Origin of the sequence: Pleomorphomonas sp. JP5 (assembly GCF_023721815.1) — a bacterium.
In the GTDB taxonomy this organism is placed as follows: domain Bacteria; phylum Pseudomonadota; class Alphaproteobacteria; order Rhizobiales; family Pleomorphomonadaceae; genus Pleomorphomonas.
In genome coordinates this window covers 19,445-38,646 of record NZ_JAMDLI010000008.1, presented here as the reverse complement: position 1 = coordinate 38,646, position 19,202 = coordinate 19,445, and the positions used below count along the sequence as shown (strand labels likewise).

14 protein-coding genes are annotated in these 19,202 nt (G+C 62.8%); 13 read left to right on the top strand and 1 reads right to left on the bottom strand.

Features of this window, described 5'->3' with window-relative positions; genetic code table 11:
- Positions 1 to 127: 127 nt before the first annotated feature.
- Genes glgA through M4J40_RS11470 form a run of 3 tightly spaced genes read left to right on the top strand, consistent with a single transcriptional unit; the run spans position 128 to position 5,376 of the window.
- Positions 128 to 1,579: a glycogen synthase GlgA gene (gene glgA, locus M4J40_RS11480; protein ID WP_251754303.1), complete on the top strand. Its 1,452-nt coding sequence runs from the start codon at positions 128 to 130 to the stop codon at positions 1,577 to 1,579.
- 6 nt (positions 1,580 to 1,585) lie between these two features.
- Positions 1,586 to 3,700 (top strand): glycogen debranching protein GlgX, encoded by a 2,115-nt coding sequence (gene glgX, locus M4J40_RS11475; protein WP_257235208.1) that lies wholly within the window; start codon positions 1,586 to 1,588, stop codon positions 3,698 to 3,700.
- Positions 3,701 to 3,744: 44 nt separating this feature from the next.
- Complete coding sequence (locus tag M4J40_RS11470) at positions 3,745 to 5,376, top strand: alpha-D-glucose phosphate-specific phosphoglucomutase (protein WP_251754301.1); 1,632 nt, start codon at positions 3,745 to 3,747, stop codon at positions 5,374 to 5,376.
- A gap of 58 nt (positions 5,377 to 5,434) precedes the next feature.
- Here M4J40_RS11470 and M4J40_RS11465 read toward each other — a convergent pair whose 3' ends face one another.
- On the bottom strand, positions 5,435 to 6,700 hold the full coding sequence (locus M4J40_RS11465; RefSeq protein ID WP_251754300.1) for a TadE/TadG family type IV pilus assembly protein: 1,266 nt from the start codon (positions 6,698 to 6,700) through the stop codon (positions 5,435 to 5,437).
- A 307-nt stretch (positions 6,701 to 7,007) separates the two neighbouring features.
- Between M4J40_RS11465 and panC the strand changes: the two genes are divergently transcribed.
- The 10 genes from panC to xdhC all read left to right on the top strand — a co-directional run bounded on the left by panC (position 7,008) and on the right by xdhC (position 19,182).
- Entirely contained in the window at positions 7,008 to 7,868 is an 861-nt protein-coding gene (gene panC / locus M4J40_RS11460; RefSeq protein ID WP_251754299.1) for a pantoate--beta-alanine ligase, read from the top strand.
- Between the two features lie 38 nt (positions 7,869 to 7,906).
- Positions 7,907 to 8,728 (top strand): 3-methyl-2-oxobutanoate hydroxymethyltransferase, encoded by an 822-nt coding sequence (gene panB / locus M4J40_RS11455; RefSeq protein ID WP_251754298.1) that lies wholly within the window; start codon positions 7,907 to 7,909, stop codon positions 8,726 to 8,728.
- A gap of 575 nt (positions 8,729 to 9,303) precedes the next feature.
- Complete coding sequence (locus tag M4J40_RS11450; protein WP_251754297.1) at positions 9,304 to 10,335, top strand: amino acid ABC transporter substrate-binding protein; 1,032 nt, start codon at positions 9,304 to 9,306, stop codon at positions 10,333 to 10,335.
- A gap of 224 nt (positions 10,336 to 10,559) precedes the next feature.
- Entirely contained in the window at positions 10,560 to 11,759 is a 1,200-nt protein-coding gene (locus M4J40_RS11445; RefSeq protein ID WP_251754296.1) for an amino acid ABC transporter permease, read from the top strand.
- An 11-nt stretch (positions 11,760 to 11,770) separates the two neighbouring features.
- Entirely contained in the window at positions 11,771 to 12,913 is a 1,143-nt protein-coding gene (locus M4J40_RS11440) for an amino acid ABC transporter permease (RefSeq protein ID WP_251754295.1), read from the top strand.
- 45 nt (positions 12,914 to 12,958) lie between these two features.
- Entirely contained in the window at positions 12,959 to 13,726 is a 768-nt protein-coding gene (locus M4J40_RS11435; RefSeq protein ID WP_251754294.1) for an amino acid ABC transporter ATP-binding protein, read from the top strand.
- A gap of 258 nt (positions 13,727 to 13,984) precedes the next feature.
- A complete protein-coding gene (gene uraH / locus M4J40_RS11430) occupies positions 13,985 to 14,347 on the top strand; it encodes a hydroxyisourate hydrolase (protein ID WP_251754293.1) in 363 nt (120 codons plus the stop codon).
- A 4-nt stretch (positions 14,348 to 14,351) separates the two neighbouring features.
- A complete protein-coding gene (xdhA, locus tag M4J40_RS11425) occupies positions 14,352 to 15,842 on the top strand; it encodes a xanthine dehydrogenase small subunit (RefSeq protein ID WP_251754292.1) in 1,491 nt (496 codons plus the stop codon).
- Entirely contained in the window at positions 15,842 to 18,169 is a 2,328-nt protein-coding gene (gene xdhB / locus M4J40_RS11420) for a xanthine dehydrogenase molybdopterin binding subunit (protein WP_251754291.1), read from the top strand. The genes xdhA and xdhB overlap by 1 nt, the downstream gene beginning before the upstream one ends.
- A complete protein-coding gene (gene xdhC / locus M4J40_RS11415; protein ID WP_251754290.1) occupies positions 18,166 to 19,182 on the top strand; it encodes a xanthine dehydrogenase accessory protein XdhC in 1,017 nt (338 codons plus the stop codon). Before xdhB ends, xdhC begins: the two co-directional genes overlap by 4 nt.
- Positions 19,183 to 19,202 lie beyond the last annotated feature (20 nt).

Genomic DNA, 19,202 nt, shown 5'->3' with positions numbered 1-19,202 from the left:
GGCTGGCGCTCGGTATTCCGGTCCCGGATTTCTCATGCCCTTGGCTGGAATGAGAAAATCGTGATGACTTCAACGAGCGGATGCGTCAGCATCTTGGCGAGTTGGCATAACCTGTCGGGGTGATCAAGTGCGCGTCTTATTCGTTGCCTCCGAATGCTATCCGCTGATCAAGACGGGCGGTCTAGCCGACGTTGCGGGAGCTCTGCCGTTGGCGCTCGCCGCCTTGGGCTGCGATGTCCGTGTTCTGATGCCGGCTTATCCCGGTGTGGTCGGTCATCTTCAGGGCGTCGAGGAAGTTGCCACCTATCCCGACGTGTTCGGCGGATCTGGACGGCTGCTGGCGGGGCAGACGCCGGACGGGCTGAAGGTGCTGGCTCTCGATGTCGACCATCTCTATGACCGGCCCGGCAACCCGTATCTCGGGCCCGACGGCAACGACTGGTGGGACAACACCCGCCGCTTCGCCGCATTGTCGGCGATTGGCGCCGCTGTCGGGCGGCATGGAGTCGGCGACTGGAAGCCGGCGATCGTTCATTGTCATGACTGGCAGGCGGGACTCGTTGCTCCCTATCTTCTGGCCGGTCCGGCCGAAGGGCGGCCGAAGACCGTCTTCACCATTCACAACGTTGCCTTCCAGGGCATCTGCGGTCGAGCGGATTTCGATACCTTTGGACTGCCTTCGAGTTTCTACACGCCGGCTGGGCTCGAGTATTACGGTTACTGCTCCTTCCTGAAGGGCGGGCTCGTGTTCTCCGATCGCTTGACCACGGTTAGTCCCACTTACGCCCGTGAGCTGCGCACGCAGGAGTTCGGCTTCGGCATGGAAGGCGTGCTCAACGAGCGCGCCAGCGTGCTGAGCGGCATCGTCAACGGGATCGACACCAAGAGCTGGGATCCGGCTACCGATCCGCTGATTGCCGCCAACTACAGCGCTCGAAAGATGGCCGGCAAGGCGGTCTGCAAGACGGAGCTTCAAACCCGCATGGGGCTTCGCGTCGATCCGGACGCGCCGCTGATGATCGTCGTCAGTCGGCTCACTGGCCAAAAGGGCCTGGACATGCTGCTGCCCAACCTTGAAGGCATCCTGCGTCGCGGCGGACAGCTCGCCGTCCTCGGTACCGGCGAGCAGAGCATGGAGCGCGCCTTTGTTGAAGCGGCCTCGACCAATCCGGGTTCCGTGGCCGTCCACATTGGCTATAGCGAGCCGCTCAGTCACGCCATGCAGGCCGGCGCCGATGCGATCCTCGTTCCGTCGCGCTTCGAGCCCTGTGGCCTCACGCAGCTTTACGGTCTTCGTTACGGCACCATCCCGGTTGTGGCGCGCACGGGGGGGCTTGCCGATACGGTGATCGACGCCAACGACGCTTCGGTTCGGGCGGGAACGGCCACCGGGATCCAGTTCGCGCCGGTCTCGGCCGGTGGTCTCGGTTTCGCCATCGAGCGCCTGTTCGATCTCTTCCACAACAAGAAAGTCTGGCGAGCGCTGCAGGCGCGGGCGATGGCCCATCCCGTCGGTTGGGAGGACTCGGCGCCCGACTACGTCGCGCTCTACCGCGAGCTGACGACCGAGGGCATCTGAGGTCCCATGACGGTGACGATCCGGTCCGGGCGGCCGTATCCCCTTGGTGCACAGTTCGACGGGGATGGCGTGAACTTCGCCATTTTCTCGGCCAATGCGACGCGCGTCGACGTCTGCCTGTTCGAGCCGCTTACCGGCTTCGAGCACGCGCGTCTGACGTTGCCCGAATGCACCGACGAGGTCTTTCACGGTTACGTTTCGGGAATTGGCATCGGCACCCCCTATGGCTTCCGTGTTCACGGCCCTTATGATCCGGAGCGAGGGCATCGGTTCAACCCGCACAAGCTGGTGATCGATCCCTATGCCAAGGTTCTTACGGGGCGGCTGCGCTCGAACGACCTTATGGCCGGCTATCAGCCGGTGACGCTTGACGATGCCAGCTTCGACACTCGTGACAGCGCCCGAGTCGTGCCGAAGGCGCTGGTCATCGATTCCAAGGTGCCACCCTGCGTCAGCTTCCGGCCGGAGCGTCCTTGGCGCGACACTGTGATCTACGAGGCCCATGTTCGCGGGTTGACCATGCAGATGCCTCGGTTGCCGCGCGCCAAGGTTGGCACCTACGAAGGACTTGGTGCGCCGGAGACCATCGAGCATCTCACGAAGCTCGGCATAACCGCGATCGAGCTGATGCCCATCCAGGCCTTCGTCGACGACGGTTTCTTGACCCGCAAGGGGTTGGTCAACTACTGGGGCTACTCGCCGCTCTGCTACTTCTCGCCGGAGCCGCGTTACGATCATGGCGCCCGGGATGCATCGGTCATCGATCGCGTGCGCGACATGGTGCGCGCCCTGCACGAGGCGGGCATCGAAGTCCTGCTCGACGTCGTCTACAACCACACCGGCGAGGTCGATCAGTTCGGACCGACCTTGAGCTTTCGTGGCATCGACAACGCCAGCTACTACCGGCTCAATCCCGATCGTCCGCGCTGGTACATCAACGACACCGGGACCGGCAACACGCTGAATGCCGGCCATCCGCGCGTAACCCAGATGATTCTGGACTCGCTCCGCTACTGGGTCGAGGCGATCGGCGTCGACGGCTTCCGCTTCGATCTCGCAACCTCGGTCGGGCGCGAACCACAAGGCTTCGACCCTGAGGGCCGCTTCTTGACGGCCCTGCGTCAAGACCCGCTGCTGTCGACCGTGAAGCTGATCGCCGAACCGTGGGACATCGGGCCCGGCGGGTATCAGCTCGGCAACTTCCCGCCCGGCTTCTCCGAGTGGAACGACCGTTTCCGCGACACGGTACGCGCCTTCTGGCGCGGCGACGAACTGGTGGCGCCCGAACTGGCCGCACGTCTTCTGGGCTCGCCCGATCGTTTCGATCGATCCAATCGTCGCCCCTCGGCGTCCGTCAACTTCATTACGGCGCATGACGGTTTCACGCTGAGAGACCTGGTTTCCTATGCGGCCAAGCACAACGAAGCCAATCTCGAAGACAACAGGGACGGTCATTCCGACAATCATTCCGCCAACTATGGAACCGAAGGGCCTTCGGCCGATCCGGTCATCGTCGCCACGCGCAAGCGGCAGATGCGCAACATGCTTGCAACGCTGCTTCTGTCGCAGGGCACGCCGATGTTGCTGGCGGGTGACGAGCTGGCCAACAGCCAGTTCGGAAACAACAATGCTTACTGTCAGGACAATCCGGTCGGCTGGGTGACATGGAGCCAAGCCGACGACGTGGAGCTGGCGAACTTCGTGGCCTATGTCGTCCGTCTGAGGAAGTCACATCCGGTTTTCCGGCAGACGCGCTTCCTGCATGGAGCGCCAAGGCCGCAGGACGACCTGTCGGACGTCGAATGGATTGCCGTTTCCGGGCGACCGATGACGAGCGGCGACTGGAACAGCCATGAGTGCAAGGCGTTTGGCGTGTTGTTGCGCGATTCGGCGTTGCCGCATGTCGAGGCGGATGGCGAGGCTGTCTATCTCATGCTGAATGCCCACCGCGCCAACCGACGGTTTCACCTGCCGCCGACGCGCGAAGAGCATAGCTGGAAGCCGATCCTGACGTCTGACATGCCGACCGGGCGTCCCGCAGCCGCGACACCGCGCCGCGCCTGGCAGGCGGTCGAGGTTCCGGGGCGCACCTTCCTCGCTTTCGTCGAGGTAAAGGCCTGAGAAATTGATATAGGATGACATTGCCTCTCGGGGAGTGACAGGGAATGCAGATCAAGACAATCGCCACCAAGCCGATCGACGGCCAGAAGCCGGGCACCTCCGGCCTCCGCAAGAAGACCCGCGTCTTCATGCAGCCGGGCTATCTCGAAAACTACGTCGAAGCGATCTTCGCCGGAGTCGGTGGCGTCACCGGCAAGGTGCTTGTGATCGGTGGCGACGGCCGCTTCTTCAACGACAAAGCCATCCAGACCATCATCAAGATGGCGGTCGCTCACGGCGCCAGGAAACTGGTGATCGGCAAGGGCGGCCTGTTCTCGACGCCGGCCGCTTCCAATGTCATTCGCAAGCTCGCCGCCTTTGGTGGCATCGTTCTGTCGGCCAGCCACAATCCCGGCGGCGAGGATGGCGATTTTGGCATCAAGTTCAACGGCTCGAACGGCGGGCCGGCGCCTGAGAACGTCACCGATGCCATCTTCGCGGCGACCAAGACCATCACCGAGTATCGCGTCGCCGACATCGCCGACGTCGACCTTGATCGTCTGGGTCTCTCGAAGGCTGGCGACACCGAGGTCGAGGTGGTCGATCCTGTCGCGGACTACGTCGAACTGATGGAGAAGCTGTTCGATTTCGACAAGATCGCCGCTTTGATCAAGTCCGGTTTCACGTTGCGCTTCGACGCCATGCACGCGGCCACCGGGCCCTATGCCAAGGCAATTCTCGAAGGCAAGCTCGGCGCAGCTCCCGGCAGCGTCGTCAATGCGGTGCCGCTGCCCGACTTCGGTGGCGGCCATCCCGATCCGAATCCGATCTACGCCAAGGAGCTCTATGACTTCATGGCATCGCCCGAGGCAACCGACTTCGGCGCGGCTTCCGATGGCGATGGTGACCGCAACATCGTCATTGGCCGGGGCGCCGTCGTGACGCCGTCCGACAGCCTGGCGCTATTGGCAGCCAACGCGCACCTCGCCAAGGGATACGCCAAGGGGCTCGCCGGTGTCGCCCGTTCGATGCCGACATCCGGCGCCGTCGATCGCGTCGCCGCCAAGAAGGGCCTCGACTGTTACGAGACGCCGACTGGCTGGAAGTTCTTCGGCAATCTGCTCGACGCTGGCAAGGTGACGCTGTGCGGAGAGGAAAGTGCGGGAACGGGTTCCGACCACGTGCGCGAGAAGGACGGTCTCTGGGCGGTCCTCCTGTGGCTCAATATTCTCGCCGTGCGCGGCGAGAGCCTGAAGGACATTCAGGAGAAGCACTGGGCCGAATACGGCCGCACCTTCTACACGCGCCACGACTATGAGGCGGTCGATACGGCCTCCGCCGAGGGGTTGGTGAGCAGGCTGCGCGACATGATGCCGACGTTGCCCGGCACCAAGGTGGCGGGCTTGGAAGTCGCGAGCGCCGACGACTTCGCCTACAACGATCCGGTCGACGGTTCGGTGACCAAGAAGCAGGGTATCCGCATTCTGTTCAAGGGCGGCGAACGCGTCGTGTTCCGCCTGTCGGGAACCGGCACCGAGGGCGCGACCCTGCGCGTCTATCTCGAAAGCTTCGAACCCGATGCTGCCAAGCATGGGCAGGACGCGCAGGCCGCGCTGGCCAAGGTGATCGAGGCGGCCGACACGCTGGCCGAGATCAAGTCGCGCACCGGTCGGCAGGCCCCGGATGTCATTACCTGAGGGGCGGCGTGTTTCCTGAGAGGACCGAAGCCCGGGGCTGTAGCTCCGGGCTTTTTCGTCAGTGCGACAGGAAGACGCCACTGGTCGTGGTTGTTGTCTTCGTCGAGCCGTTGGAAATGGCCGTCACGTCGGGGGCCAGGTTCCAGTTGGTCTGGTTCAGGATCAGGCTGTCGGCGACGATGGTCATCTTGTCGAGCGAGGCGGTCATGCCGGCGTTCATGGTCAGCTGCCGACTCGGAAGATGGATGAGACCGGAAAGCTCATGCCCTGGACTGTCATTCCATGGCCATTGCGTCATCCTGCTGTTGGCCGTGGTCTCGAACATCAGGATGTTGGCATAGGGGCCGCTGGTTGGAGCCTTGAGATAGGTCGCGGCGCCGGAGTTGAACTGAAACTTCGACGTATCCGCGAAATAGAAGGTGACGTCGGTTCCTCTCAGCGTTCCCTGGATATTCCAGTCCCCGCCCTTGATGATGTAAAGACCGGGTTTGAATGTAGCTACAGTGTTCGATCTGTTGAAGTTGACGCCGCCGCAATGCACTCCGGGCTCAAACGTGTAGGCTTCTTTATCGATGTTTCGGCTGTTGTAGTCGCAGGCGCCTATCGTAATGGCAGGCAGTGATCCGGCATAGGGATCGCTGGCGGGTGAGCAACCCTTTTCAAGGTTGGGATGTGTGCCGCCGTTGTCGATGATGCTGGCGCTCTTGATGCAGATCTTCTTCGAGTTGATCGTGGAGCCGCCGTTGAAGATGGCCGCGGTGCCCGCGCTCGATTGCACGTGGATTTCGCAGTCTGGAGCCTTGATCGTGGCGCCGGTGTTGACAAGCAGTGCCTGCGAGTTCTTCGAGGTGAGCAGGATGCAGACCGTACCCGACGGGGTGGTGGTCGTTGCCGTCTTCGGCGTTGCCTTGGCGGCGACACCGACCGACATGTCGTTCTTGCCGACAATTCCCATGAAAGACAGCGGTACGGTGACGGTCGCAGTGCCGGAAACGCTGCCGTCGGCGTTGCGGACGAAGCTGGACCCGAGATTCTCTTCGGCGACGCCGGTGTCCGCCAGATTTGCGGCAAGGGTCGCGCGGCCCGCTTCGACATAGCCCGGACCGGTGGTCAGAGCGGCGCGGATGGTTGCCTGGTCGAGAGCGCCCTGAAGGATCTCCCTTGCGCGCAGCGCCTGGGCGAGATCGACGGCGGCGCCAACCGCCACGATCAGCACCACCAACGCAATCGCCATGATGACGCCGATCGAGCCCTTGATATCCACCGCCAAGGCTCGCGGATCGAAAGGCGAGAACCGTTCGAGACTACGGTGGCGAGACATCATGCACCTCATTCAGTTCCAGGCGGCGGCGCGGGCGCGGCGCAACCTGTGAATATCGTTTTCACTCACTCGGCAAAAGCCGGGCTGAGAAGCCTTTTGTGCCACCTTGAACGTTACGAGATGAATAATTCTATCAACAAATGGCTAAAACTTTACGCATCTCCGATCAAAGACGCGGCTCCGATCACTTTCGGTCGATCTGCGGTCGAGATCGCTGGCTGGCTTTTTCGCAGCCTGCCCAATTCTTGGGTGACAAAGCGTTTTTGACGGCAGTAAAAGGACGCACCAAGCGAAGGCGCCGGAGGTAAGATTGCCGCTCGAAACCGTGACCACGATTGCCGAACTCCGTGAGCGACTGAGATCGGCGCGATACGCGGGGAAGAGTGTCGGTCTGGTCCCGACCATGGGATACCTTCACCGTGGCCATGCCAGCCTTGTCGATCGGGCAAGGGCTGACAACGACATTGTCGTGACATCGGTGTTCGTCAATCCGCTGCAGTTCGGCCCCAACGAGGATTTCGCTCGCTATCCGCGCGACCTTGACGCCGATCGCACGTTGCTGGCCGCCCATGGCGCCGACATCGTGTTCGCGCCGCCGGTCGAGGAAATGTACGCGCGTCCGATCGTCACCCACATAGAGGTGGAAAGTCTTTCGGCTCGCATGGAAGGGGAGCGAAGGCCCGGTCACTTCCGCGGTGTTGCGACGGTTGTCGGCAAGCTGTTCAATATCGTTCAGCCGGACCGCGCCTACTTCGGCGAAAAGGACTATCAGCAGCTTCAGGTGATCCGGCGCATGGTCGCCGATCTTTCGTTCCAGTTGGAGATCGTCGGCGTACCGACCGTGCGCGATGTCGACGGTGTCGCGCTGTCGTCACGCAACGTCTACCTGTCGGCCGAAGAGCGCGCTGCCGCACCTGTGCTCAGTCGCTCACTCGCAGCGGCCGCCGAAGCCATCGGTGCCGGTCTCGTGGACGCTGGAAAGATCGAAGCGATCATCCTCGGGGTTCTGGATGCGGAGCCGCTCGCCGAGCCGGATCTCGTCGCCGTGGCAGCGGCGGACACGCTTGAGCCGGTCGATCCCAAGGCGCCGCCTCCGGCAATTGCCCTTATGATCGCCGTCCGTATCGGCCGCACGCGCCTCATCGATCAGCGCGTCGTCACCGTTCCCTGAAGAGACACAACCCGGACCTCGGTCCAGGAGGTTTTGACATGAGTGCTCCTGTCCGCTCCCGCCGCGTCTCGGTCGCCGACATCAAGGCTCTGAAGGGCGTGCGCCCGATCGTCAGCCTCACGGCCTATACGGCGCCGATGGCTGCCTTGCTGGACCCGCATGTCGATTTCCTGCTGATCGGCGACTCGCTCGGCATGGTTGTCTATGGTTTCGAGACGACCTTGCCGGTGACGCTTGACCTGATGATCGCCCATGGCGCGGCGGTGGTGCGCGGGTCGACGACGTCGCTTGTGGTCGTCGACATGCCCTTCGGCTCCTACCAGGAAGGTCGCGAGCAGGCTTTCCGCTCGGCCTCGCGCGTTCTCGCCGAGACGGGCGCCCAGGCCGTGAAGCTCGAGGGCGGCGAAGAGATGGGCGAGACCATCCGCTTTCTGACCGAGCGCGGTGTTCCGGTGCTCGGCCATATCGGCCTGACGCCGCAGATGGTCAATGTCTACGGCGGCTACAAGACGCAAGGGCGCAACCAGTTCCAGGCCGCCAAGATCAAGGCTGACGCCCGCACCGTCGCCGAAGCCGGCGCCTTTGCGTTCGTGTTGGAAGGGACCATGGAGCCGCTGGCTCGCGAGATCGCCGCGGAATCGCCGATCCCCGTGATCGGCATTGGTGCATCGCCCCAATGCGACGGCCAGATCCTGGTCAGCGAGGACATGCTCGGTCTCTACAACGAGTTCATTCCCCGTCACGTGAAGCGGTTTGCCGATCTCGGAACCGAAGTGTCCAAGGCGGCTGCCGCCTATGCCGAAGAGGTCAAGGCGCGCAGCTTTCCTGGATTGGAGCACACCTTCCAGCCCAAGGCCTGAGTCCTATTGGACCAAGTGATGAGCTCTGAGCGCGGTCGCCATGGCCGGGTGGCGCTCTAGCTCTGTCTGTCGTCGACGGCAACGCCGGCGCGTGCGGAGCGTGGTGATGCGTAAAAACCCAAGGTTACGATCTTCTACGTGGAAACACGTGGCGCTCGCGCGGCCCTTTTCCAGTTTTCCGCAGGGCGGTTCTCGTGTTGTGCTGGTTCGCTGCTCGAGTTTATCTTAAGCAACAGGGTCTATGGATAAAAAATAACCTGGTTGCATATTATGTAGGCGGCGTTTCGATTATCATTTGCGCATGTGTAGTTTGTGGTCAATTTGAGGCGCTTTGCGATTGACCATCGGCATAATTTGTAATCTAGTAGTTGAGAAGCTCGCTGGTTTGGCGGGCGTGGAGCGGCTTTCATCGGTTTCTATTCCACGGCTTTGTTTGCGGTGGGGTTCCTGTGGGAGTTGCTTTGAGTGAGGCTCGGTGGATTGGGTGCGCTTCGGGCGCTCGACGATCGAAGCGGGTGTCGACAAGAAAAATAGCACCCACACGCCGCGCCTCTTGGTCATCAGGGGAGACATTCATGCGTTCCAACACATTCAAGACTCTGCTTCTTGGCGCCGTTTTCCTGGGGGCGGGTGCTGTTGCCGCTTCCGCGGGCACTCTTGATGATGTCAAGGCCAAAGGCTTTGTGCAGTGCGGTGTCAACGGTGCCGGTCTTGCCGGTTTTGGTGCGCCGGACGATGCCGGCAACTGGAAGGGGCTCGATGTCGACGCTTGCCGTGCCGTTGCCGCTGCGGTGTTTGGGGATCCGTCCAAGGTGAAGTACACCGGCCTCTCGGCCAAGGAGCGCTTCACGGCCCTGCAGTCGAAAGAAATCGACATGCTGGCCCGCAACTCGACCAACACCATGAGCCGCGACACGCAGCTCGGCATCACCTTCACCGGCGTCAACTATTACGATGGCCAGGGCTTCATGGTGAAGAAGGCGCTCGGCGTCTCCTCCGCCAAGGACCTGAATGGCGCGTCGGTCTGTGTGCAGTCCGGCACGACCACCGAGCTCAACCTCGCCGACTATTTCAAGTCGAACGGCATGACGTTCAATGCCGTCGTCTTCGAGAAGCAGGAAGAGGCGGATGCCGCCTATGATGCCGGCCGCTGCGATGCGTACACCACCGACGCCTCCGGCCTCTACTCGATCCGCCTCAAGATGACCAATCCGGACGACAGCATCGTTCTGCCGGAGATCATCTCCAAGGAGCCGCTCGGGCCGGCCGTTCGCCAGGGCGACGACCAGTGGGAGTCCATCGTTCGCTGGAGCCACTACGCCATGCTGATCGCCGAGGAGTTCGGCGTCACCCAGGCCAATGTGGACGAGATGAAGTCGTCCGAGAATCCTGAGGTTCAGCGCCTGCTCGGCGTTGGCGAGGGTGTCGATTTCGGTACGCCGATCGGCCTCACCAAGGACTGGGCCTACAACATAATCAAGGGCGTCGGCAATTACGGTGAGTCCTTCGAGCGCAATGTCGGCGAAGGCTCGCCGCTCAAGATCGCTCGCGGTCTAAATGCGCTGTGGACCAAGGGCGGTCTGCAGTACGCCCCGCCGATCCGCTGAGTGAACTGACAGGGGAAAGCGCCTTGAACGGCGCTTTCCCTCCTTTCGGAACAATGGAATGCATCGGTTCGCGTCGCGACCGGCTGCGCTTGTTCGTGGCTGGATGTGGTGATGCGCGAGTGTTGGTTATCGCTCCTGCTGGGCGCGTGACCCGTGGCGGCATTTCCTTTGCATAGTGAAGCGTGCTTTTGGCGCCGACCGGGCGCCCTCTCTCGAGGCCTGACATGACGCTCCGAGACAAGACGGCTGACGAAACACCTCGGTCCTGGGTTCGTGCCGTCCTCTATGATGCGACGATCCGTGGCTGGGTTTTTCAAGGACTGGTTCTGCTAGCCCTTATCCTGTTCGCCGTCTGGGTGGTTCACAACACGGCCGCCAACCTGCGCGCAGCCAACATCCCCTTCGGCTTCGACTTCCTCAACATGCGGGCTGGCTTCGACATTTCGCAGAAGCCCATCGACTACACGCTGGATTCCTCGCACGCACAAGCCTTCAAGGTCGGTCTTCTCAACACCATCATCGTTTCGGTGCTCGGGATCATCCTGGCGACGATCATCGGATTTGTCGTGGGCATTTCGCGTTTGTCCCGCAACTGGCTGCTGGCAAGGGCGGCGACCGTCTATATCGAGACGCTGCGCAACGTCCCGCTGCTGCTGCAGCTTCTGTTCTGGTACAAGGCGGTGCTCTCGGTGTTGCCCGGTCCGCGGCAGGGCTACGTATTGCCGTTTTCCGCCAATCTTTCCAATCGTGGCCTGACCATGCCACGACCGATCCCCGGTGAAGGCTTCGAGATCGTCATGTGGTCGGTGCCGGTTGCTGTCGCGCTGGCATGGGCCATCGCCCGCTGGGCGAAGAACCGCCAGGCCGCCACCGGTCAGTCATTTCCGGTGTTCCGTGCTTCGCTCGGAATTGTCGTCGGACTGCCAGTCGTGCTTTTCGTGGTCCTCGGCGCACCGCTGTCGTTCGAGATTCCCGAGCTCAAGGGATTCAACTTCGCTGGCGGCATGGTCGTACATCCCGAGCTGATCGCCATGCTGCTCGGCATCTCGCTTTATACGGCCACCTTCATCGCCGAAACCGTGCGAGCCGGCATTCTGGCGGTGTCGACCGGGCAGAGCGAGGCAGCGTTTTCGCTGGGCCTTCGCCCGCGCCAGACCATGCGCCTCATCGTCGTGCCGCAGGCGATGCGCGTCATCATCCCGCCGCTCACCAGCCAGTATCTCAACCTGACCAAGAACTCGTCCCTGGCGTTGGCCATCGGCTATCCGGATCTGGTGGCGGTGTTTGCCGGCTCCACGCTCAACATCACCGGCCATGCCATCGAGGTCATTGCCATCACCATGGCGGTCTACCTTGCCCTGAGCCTCATCACCGCTGCGCTGATGAACTGGTTCAACGCCCGCGTGGCGCTGGTCGAACGTTGAGGGAGACGGTCATGAGCCGCATCGAAACCGACACCGTCTTCGTCCGCCGCGACTTTCTCGAGCCGGAGGCGCCGCCGGCCTCGCTCGGAGGCTTCCCGGGCTGGGCGCGCAAGAACCTGTTCTCCTCGCCGTTCAACATCGCCATCAGCCTTTCCATGCTGTTCCTGCTGGTTTGGTTCATTCCGCCGCTTTTCAAGTGGTTGTTTGTCGATGCCGTCTGGACGGGCGACAATCGCGATGCCTGTCTGCCCAAGGGGGGTGAGACGGTCGGCGCCTGCTGGGCCTTCATCAACGCCAAGGCTGCCCAGTTCACCTTCGGATCCTATCCGGCTGACGAGCGTTGGCGCCCCGCGCTGGTAATGATCGCCTTCTTTGCCGGTCTTGCCTGGATTGCCATTCCGAAGATGCCGCGCCGGCGTGAAGGCGTGTGGCTGATGCTGACGGCTTTCCCTGTCCTGACCTTCTGGCTGCTCTACGGTGGTCTCGGCCTGCCGGTGGTCGAGACCTCCAATTGGGGTGGTCTTCTGGTGACGCTGGTCGTGGCCGTCACCGGCATCGTGGCCTCGCTGCCCTTGGGTATACTGCTGGCGCTCGGCCGTCGCTCGAAGCTGCCGTTCATCAAGATCGTGTCGGTGGTGTTCATCGAGATATGGCGCGGCGTCCCGCTCATCACCGTGCTGTTCATGGCATCGGTGATGTTGCCTCTGTTTCTGCCCAACGGCGTCAATTTCGACAAGCTCTTGCGTGCGCTGATCGGCGTCGCCCTGTTCACGGGCGCCTATATGGCCGAAACCATTCGTGGCGGTCTGCAGGCCATACCCAAGGGGCAGTACGAAGGCGCCGCCTCGCTCGGCCTCGGTTACTGGCAATCGATGCGCCTGATCATCCTGCCGCAGGCGCTGAAGATCGTGATACCCGGCATCGTCAACAGCTTCATCTCGCTGTTCAAGGACACGTCGCTGGTGATGATCATCGGCCTTTACGATCTCCTCGGATCGATCCAGCGGAACTTTTCCGACGCCAACTGGTCGACCCCGTCGATCGCTCCGACGGGTTTGATATTCGCCGCAGCCGTTTTCTGGGTTTTCTGTTTCTCGATGTCACGCTATTCGATGTACATGGAGAGAAAGCTCAACACCGGACACAAGCGGTAAACCGCGTTTCTCAGCTCCCCGCTTGCTTCCCAAGGGACCCTATTCATGGCCGACACCGCCCTAGCCGCCGCCACCGAATCCGAGACCGCCGTCGAAATGATCGGCGTCAACAAGTGGTTCGGCGAGTTCCATGTTCTGCGCGACGTCAATCTCTCCGTGAAACGCGGTGAGCGTATCGTCATCTGCGGTCCGTCCGGTTCGGGCAAGTCGACGACCATCCGCTGCATCAATCGCCTGGAGGAGCACCAGAAGGGCAAGATCATCGTCGACGGCATCGAGCTCACCAACGATCTCAAGCGGATTGACGAGGTTCGGCGCGAGGTTGGCATGGTGTTCCAGCACTTCAACCTCTTTCCGCACCTGACCATCCTCGAGAACTGTACGCTGGCGCCGATCTGGGTGCGCAAGATGCCGAAGAAGGAAGCGGAGGAGGTGGCGATGCACTTCCTAACGCGCGTCAAGATCCCCGAGCAGGCGCACAAGTACCCTGGCCAGCTCTCGGGCGGCCAGCAGCAGCGCGTCGCCATCGCCCGGTCGCTCTGCATGCGGCCGAAGATCATGCTGTTCGACGAGCCGACCTCGGCTCTCGACCCCGAGATGGTCAAGGAGGTGCTCGACACGATGGTCGGTCTCGCCGAGGAAGGCATGACCATGGTCTGCGTCACCCACGAAATGGGGTTTGCGCGCCAGGTGGCCAACCGCGTCATTTTCATGGACCAGGGCCAGATCGTCGAGCAGAACGAGCCGGAGGAGTTCTTCTCCAATCCCATGCACGAGCGCACCAAGCTCTTCCTGGGGCAGATTCTGCACTGATTTTTTGGCGGGCGCCGATGGCTTTCACGCAACGGCGCCCGATCCATATCTTGATTTCTCACTTTCAAAAAAGTCGCGACGAGTTTGGAAACCCATACTATTTTCTTTTTGGGCGAGTCGCGGTTTCCAGCTGGAAAAGCTTTGATCTACGGCCCCGTTTCGGGAAATGGCCCTTCCTAAAGACGGCAAGTCGTGCCAGACAAAACGTCTGTGAGAGAAGCCGGCTTTCCGCCGGTCCCAACAGGGAAGGACTATGCGTTGGCTGAGGGGCGCCTGACGACCCATGTGCTCGATACGGCGACGGGCCGACCGGCCGTCGGCCTGAGGATCGAACTCTGGGCGATTCGCCTGGATGGTGCCCGCGACCTTGTCCGTGAGGCAATCACCAACGACGATGGCCGCATCGACGGTGCTCTGCTTGCGGGCTCTGCTCTCTCCTCCGGGATCTACGAACTGGTGTTCCACGCGGGCGATTATCTGCGTGCTGTCGGCCACTCCCTTGCAGACCCTGCCTTTCTCGACATCGTACCCATCCGTTTCGGCATCGCGGACGCTTCGGCGCACTATCATGTGCCACTGCTGATTTCGCCCTACGGATACTCAACCTATCGCGGGAGCTGAGCCCATGCGCGACTCGATCCGCATCGTCCGCCGCGGGCGAATTGTCGAAATCGACGACATCAGGCCAACCGAGACGCTGCTCGACTACTTGCGCCTCAGGGAACGCGCCGTCGGAACCAAGGAAGGCTGCAACGAAGGCGATTGCGGTGCGTGTACCGTTGTCATCGGCGAATGGCGGGATGACCGGATCGTCTACCGTCCGGTCAACTCCTGCATCCAGTTCCTCGGCGCCATGGATGGCAAGGAGATTGTCACCGTCGAGGATATCGCCTGGCCCGATGGCCGATTGCACCCCGTGCAGCAGGCGATCGTCGACGCGCATGGCTCGCAATGCGGGTTCTGCACGCCGGGCATCGTCATGAGCCTGTTCGCACTCTATCATCAGGAAGGGCGCGACGGTCCGCCGGCGCGCGACGAGGTCGTCACCGCGCTGGCCGGCAATCTCTGTCGATGCACCGGCTACAGGCCGATCGTGGATGCCGCGCTCGCCGCCATGGCCGAGTCGCCGGCCGACCGGTTCACGGAAGCCATGCCCCAGACCGCCGGGCTCTTGCAGTTTCTCTCCGACGGGCAGGATGTGTTCATCGGCTCCAACAGCGCCTTCTTTGCCGCGCCGGCCAATCTTTCCGCGTTGGCGCAACTGGTCATGAAATACCCCGAGGCGACGCTTCTTGCCGGCGGCACTGACGTCGGCCTCAAGGTGACCAAGGGAATGCAGCCGATCTCGCAGGTGATCCACGTTGGTCGCGTCTCGGCGCTCCGACAGATCGAGGATGTCGGCGACGCGTTGATCCTCGGCGCCGGCGCAACCTACGAGGACGCCGCAGGCGCCTTCGCCGACATTGATCCCGATCTCGGTGAACTCGTCCGTCGCATCGGTTCGCGTCAGGTGCGCGCCGTTGGCACTATCGGCGGTAATATCGCCAATGGGTCCCCTATCGGCGACATGCCGCCGGCCCTGATCGCCCTGGGAGCTACGCTTGAGCTTGCCCATGGCGAGGATGGTCGCGCGCTACCGCTCGAGGACTACTTCATCGCCTATGGAAAGCAGGACCGCCAGCCGGGCGAGTTCGTCGCCGGTCTCCTGGTTCCCAAACTGGCGCCGAACCAGGTGTTCCGCGCCTACAAGATTTCCAAGCGTTTCGACGAGGACATTTCGGCGGTGATGGGGGCTTTCCGCTTCACCATCGACGATGGCGTCATCACCGAAGCGCGCATTGCCTTTGGCGGCATGGCGGCGACACCCAAGCGCGCCCTCAACGCCGAGGCTCGCCTTGCTGGGGCCCAACCGGCGCGAGCTGCGAGCTGGGGGGCTGCCATCGAGGCGCTCGGCGAGGACTACGCGCCGATTTCGGATATGCGGGCGTCGGCGGCCTACCGCATGGAAACGGCCAAGGCGCTGCTTGCCAAGGCTCTGGTCGAGTGCGCAGGCGCCCCCACGAGCCGCACCCGCGTCATCGGCCGCCGCGAGGCTCCGGAAGCGGAGGTTGTCTGATGAGCGCGCCCGAGTCCGATATCTCCGAAGTCGCCGTCGAGCGGGTCGTTCATCGTTCGACCGCCCATGATAGCGCCGTGCTGCACGTTACCGGCCGCGCCGTCTATATCGACGACATGGTCGAGCCGACCGGTACGCTGCACCTCGCGCCGGGTTTTTGCCCGGACATGGCGCGCGGCCGAATCCGCGATATCGATCTGTCCCGCGTTCGGCAGGCGCCGGGCGTCGTCGCCGTGCTGACGGCGGCGGACATTCCCGGCCGCAACGATTGGTCGACGTCGATCGGCGGCGATCCGATCCTCGCCGACAAAGAGGTGGAGTTCTGGGGCGAGGTGCTGTTTTGCGTCGTGGCGGAAACGCGCGACGCCGCCCGCCGGGCGACGCGGCTGGCTTTGTTCGAGGGGGAGGCTGAACCACCCGTTCTCTCGGTCGAGGAGGCAAAGTCCAAGGGGCTGCGGGTGCTCGACGATTACGGCTATGGCCGTGGCGACGTCGCTCGCTCCTTTGCCAGTGCCCAACGTCGATTCGACGGCGTCATCCGCAACGGCGGACAGGAGCACTTCTACCTCGAAGGGCAGGTCGCCCTGGCGATTCCCGGCGAGACGGGCGACATGCACGTCTACTCGTCGACCCAGCATCCGTCCGAGGTCCAGCACTGCGTCGCCCATATGCTCGGCCTGCCGAACGCCATGGTGACGGTGGAAGTCCGGCGCATGGGGGGCGGCTTCGGCGGCAAGGAAAGCCAGGCGAGTCAGTGGGCCTGTCTGGCCGCGCTGGGCGCGCGGGTTACCGGTCGGCCTTGCAAGCTCCGGCTCGACCGCGACGACGACATGGTGATGACCGGCAAGCGGCACGATATGACCACGGCCTTTTCCGTGGCCTACGACAGTTCGGGCAAGATCCTGGCCGCCGACATCGACTTCATGGCCCGCTGCGGCTATTCGGCCGATCTCTCTGGCGGCGTCAACGACCGCACGCTGTTTCACGCCGACAATGCCTACTTCTATCCCAATGTCGCGTTGAAGTCGGAACGGCTGAAGACCAACACGGTGACCAACACGGCCTTCCGCGGCTTCGGTGGTCCCCAGGGCATTCTGGCCGCCGAGCGCATCATGGATACGCTCGCCATCGTCACCGGCATCGACCCGCTGGAAATCAGGAAGCGGAACTTCTACGGCCCCGGTCGCGATGTGACGCCCTATGGCCAGAAGGTCGAGGACAACATCCTGCCGGAGCTGGTCGCCGACCTCGAGCGCTCTTGCGATTATGTCAAGCGCCGGCAGGAATGCCGTGCCTTCAACTCGAAGAACCGCATTCTTCGCAAGGGGATCGCGCTGACGCCGCTCAAGTTCGGCATCGCCTTCACGCTGACCCACCTCAATCAGGCGGGCGCCCTGGTGCATGTCTACGCCGACGGTTCGGTTCATCTGAACCACGGCGGTACCGAAATGGGGCAGGGGCTCAACACCAAGGTGGCGCAGGTGGCGGCCGATGCCTTCGGCATACCGCTCGACCGGGTTCGCATCACGGCCACCAACACGTCCAAGGTGCCGAACACCTCGGCGACAGCCGCCTCTTCCGGCTCCGATCTCAATGGCATGGCCGCGCTCGCGGCCTGCGACGAGATCAAGGAGCGGATGATCGCCCATTTGGTGGCAACCACCAATGCTCTGCGGGAAAGCATCGTGTTCGCCGAAGGACGGGTAAGTCATTCCGGCGGCTCGCTGTCTTTCGCCGATCTCGCCAAGTCCTGTTACGAGGGACGCGTTCAGCTGTCCGCCTCCGGGTTCTATTCCACGCCCAAGATTCACTGGGACCGTCAGAAGGCGGAAGGGCGGCCGTTCCTGTATTTCGCCTACGGCGCTGCCTGCGCCGAGGTGACCATCGACACCATGACCGGTGAGATGAAGGTAGATCGGGTGGACATCCTCCACGACTGCGGCCGCTCTCTCAATCCGGCCATCGACATCGGCCAGATCGAAGGCGCCTTCATCCAGGGCATGGGCTGGCTGACCACCGAGGAGCTGGTGTGGGACGACAAGGGGCGGCTTTCGACGCATGCTCCGTCCACCTACAAGATCCCGACGGCCGGCGACGTGCCGACCGTCTTCAACACCCGTCTGTGGGACGGCGCCAATCGCGAAGAAACCATTCACTCGTCAAAGGCGGTCGGTGAGCCGCCGCTGATGCTGGCATGCTCGGTGTTCTCGGCGATCTTCGATGCCGTCGCCAGCCTGAAGCCCGGCGCGGTACCGCCGCTCGATGCGCCGGCGACCCCGGAGTCGATCATGCGGGCCGTGGCGATCATGCGGCGGGGCGAGGCATGAAGGAAGTCTTCGCCCCGCTTCATCGTCTCCTGAACCGCGACGGCGTCGCGGCACTGGTGACGGTTGTCGGGGCGAGGGGATCGACGCCGCGCGAGGCGGGCGCCCGCATGGTCGTGTCGATCGGCGGGGCCATCTCCGGCACGATCGGTGGCGGCAGGCTGGAGCTTGAAGCGATGGAGCGGGCCGTCGCCGGCCTGCAAGAGGGGCGCGACGGCAGCGAGCATCTCGATCTGGCTCTTGGCCCTTCGATGGGCCAGTGTTGCGGCGGCGCTGTCAGTGTGATGATCGAGTTCTTCACCGCCGCAAGGCTTGCGGCCGTCGCCGAGCTCGCAAAGGCGGAGATGGCGGGGCCCTTCCAGACGAGTGGTCGCATTGTGGGCAACGCGCCCATTGATCGCCGGATCGTCGGAACGGAACGACGCGCGCCGACCGCGATCGTTGGCCGAGGCGGTGGGGTCGACGAGAGCTTCGGCGAGCCCCTGCGGGACTTGTTGTTGTTCGGCGCCGGGCACGTTGGCCGGGCCGTGGTGTTGGCGCTGGCGCCGCTTGAGTTCCATGTCCGCTGGATCGATGGTCGGCAGAGCGCCTTTCCCGAACTACCGCTCGCCCGGCTGGAGCAAGTGGTCACCGGCACGCCGTCGGCCCAGTTGAAGGCTGCCTCCGACGATGCCTTCGTGTTGATCATGACCCACGATCACGGCCTTGATCTCGACATTCTGCACGCAGCCTTGTCCGAGGACCGATTCCCTTACATCGGGCTGATCGGCTCGCGCACCAAGCGCGCTCGCTTCGAGCATCGCCTTGCCGAGCTTGGTCATGCCGAAGCGCGCATCAGGGCTTTCACCTGCCCAATTGGTGTGCCGGGGATAACCTCGAAAGAACCGGCGCATATCGCCGTCTCCGTTGTGGCGGAACTGTTGATTGTGGACGAGAAACTTCGTAGGACGCCGGGCGGAGCGCTCGACGCCGGACGATCGGGCAATAGATCAGAAAATAGGCAGTCTGCCCAATAATTCGGACATTCCGGCTGAAT

Coding starts and splice junctions, on each gene's coding strand:
- M4J40_RS11450 (WP_251754297.1), top strand. CDS start 9,304: ATGCGTTCCAACACATTCAAGACTCTGCTTCTTGGCGCCGTTTTCCTG.
- M4J40_RS11470 (WP_251754301.1), top strand. CDS start 3,745: ATGCAGATCAAGACAATCGCCACCAAGCCGATCGACGGCCAGAAGCCG.
- M4J40_RS11445 (WP_251754296.1), top strand. CDS start 10,560: ATGACGCTCCGAGACAAGACGGCTGACGAAACACCTCGGTCCTGGGTT.
- xdhA (WP_251754292.1), top strand. CDS start 14,352: ATGCGCGACTCGATCCGCATCGTCCGCCGCGGGCGAATTGTCGAAATC.
- xdhB (WP_251754291.1), top strand. CDS start 15,842: ATGAGCGCGCCCGAGTCCGATATCTCCGAAGTCGCCGTCGAGCGGGTC.
- M4J40_RS11465 (WP_251754300.1), bottom strand. CDS start 6,700: ATGATGTCTCGCCACCGTAGTCTCGAACGGTTCTCGCCTTTCGATCCG.
- M4J40_RS11435 (WP_251754294.1), top strand. CDS start 12,959: ATGGCCGACACCGCCCTAGCCGCCGCCACCGAATCCGAGACCGCCGTC.
- panB (WP_251754298.1), top strand. CDS start 7,907: ATGAGTGCTCCTGTCCGCTCCCGCCGCGTCTCGGTCGCCGACATCAAG.
- xdhC (WP_251754290.1), top strand. CDS start 18,166: ATGAAGGAAGTCTTCGCCCCGCTTCATCGTCTCCTGAACCGCGACGGC.
- glgX (WP_257235208.1), top strand. CDS start 1,586: ATGACGGTGACGATCCGGTCCGGGCGGCCGTATCCCCTTGGTGCACAG.
- M4J40_RS11440 (WP_251754295.1), top strand. CDS start 11,771: ATGAGCCGCATCGAAACCGACACCGTCTTCGTCCGCCGCGACTTTCTC.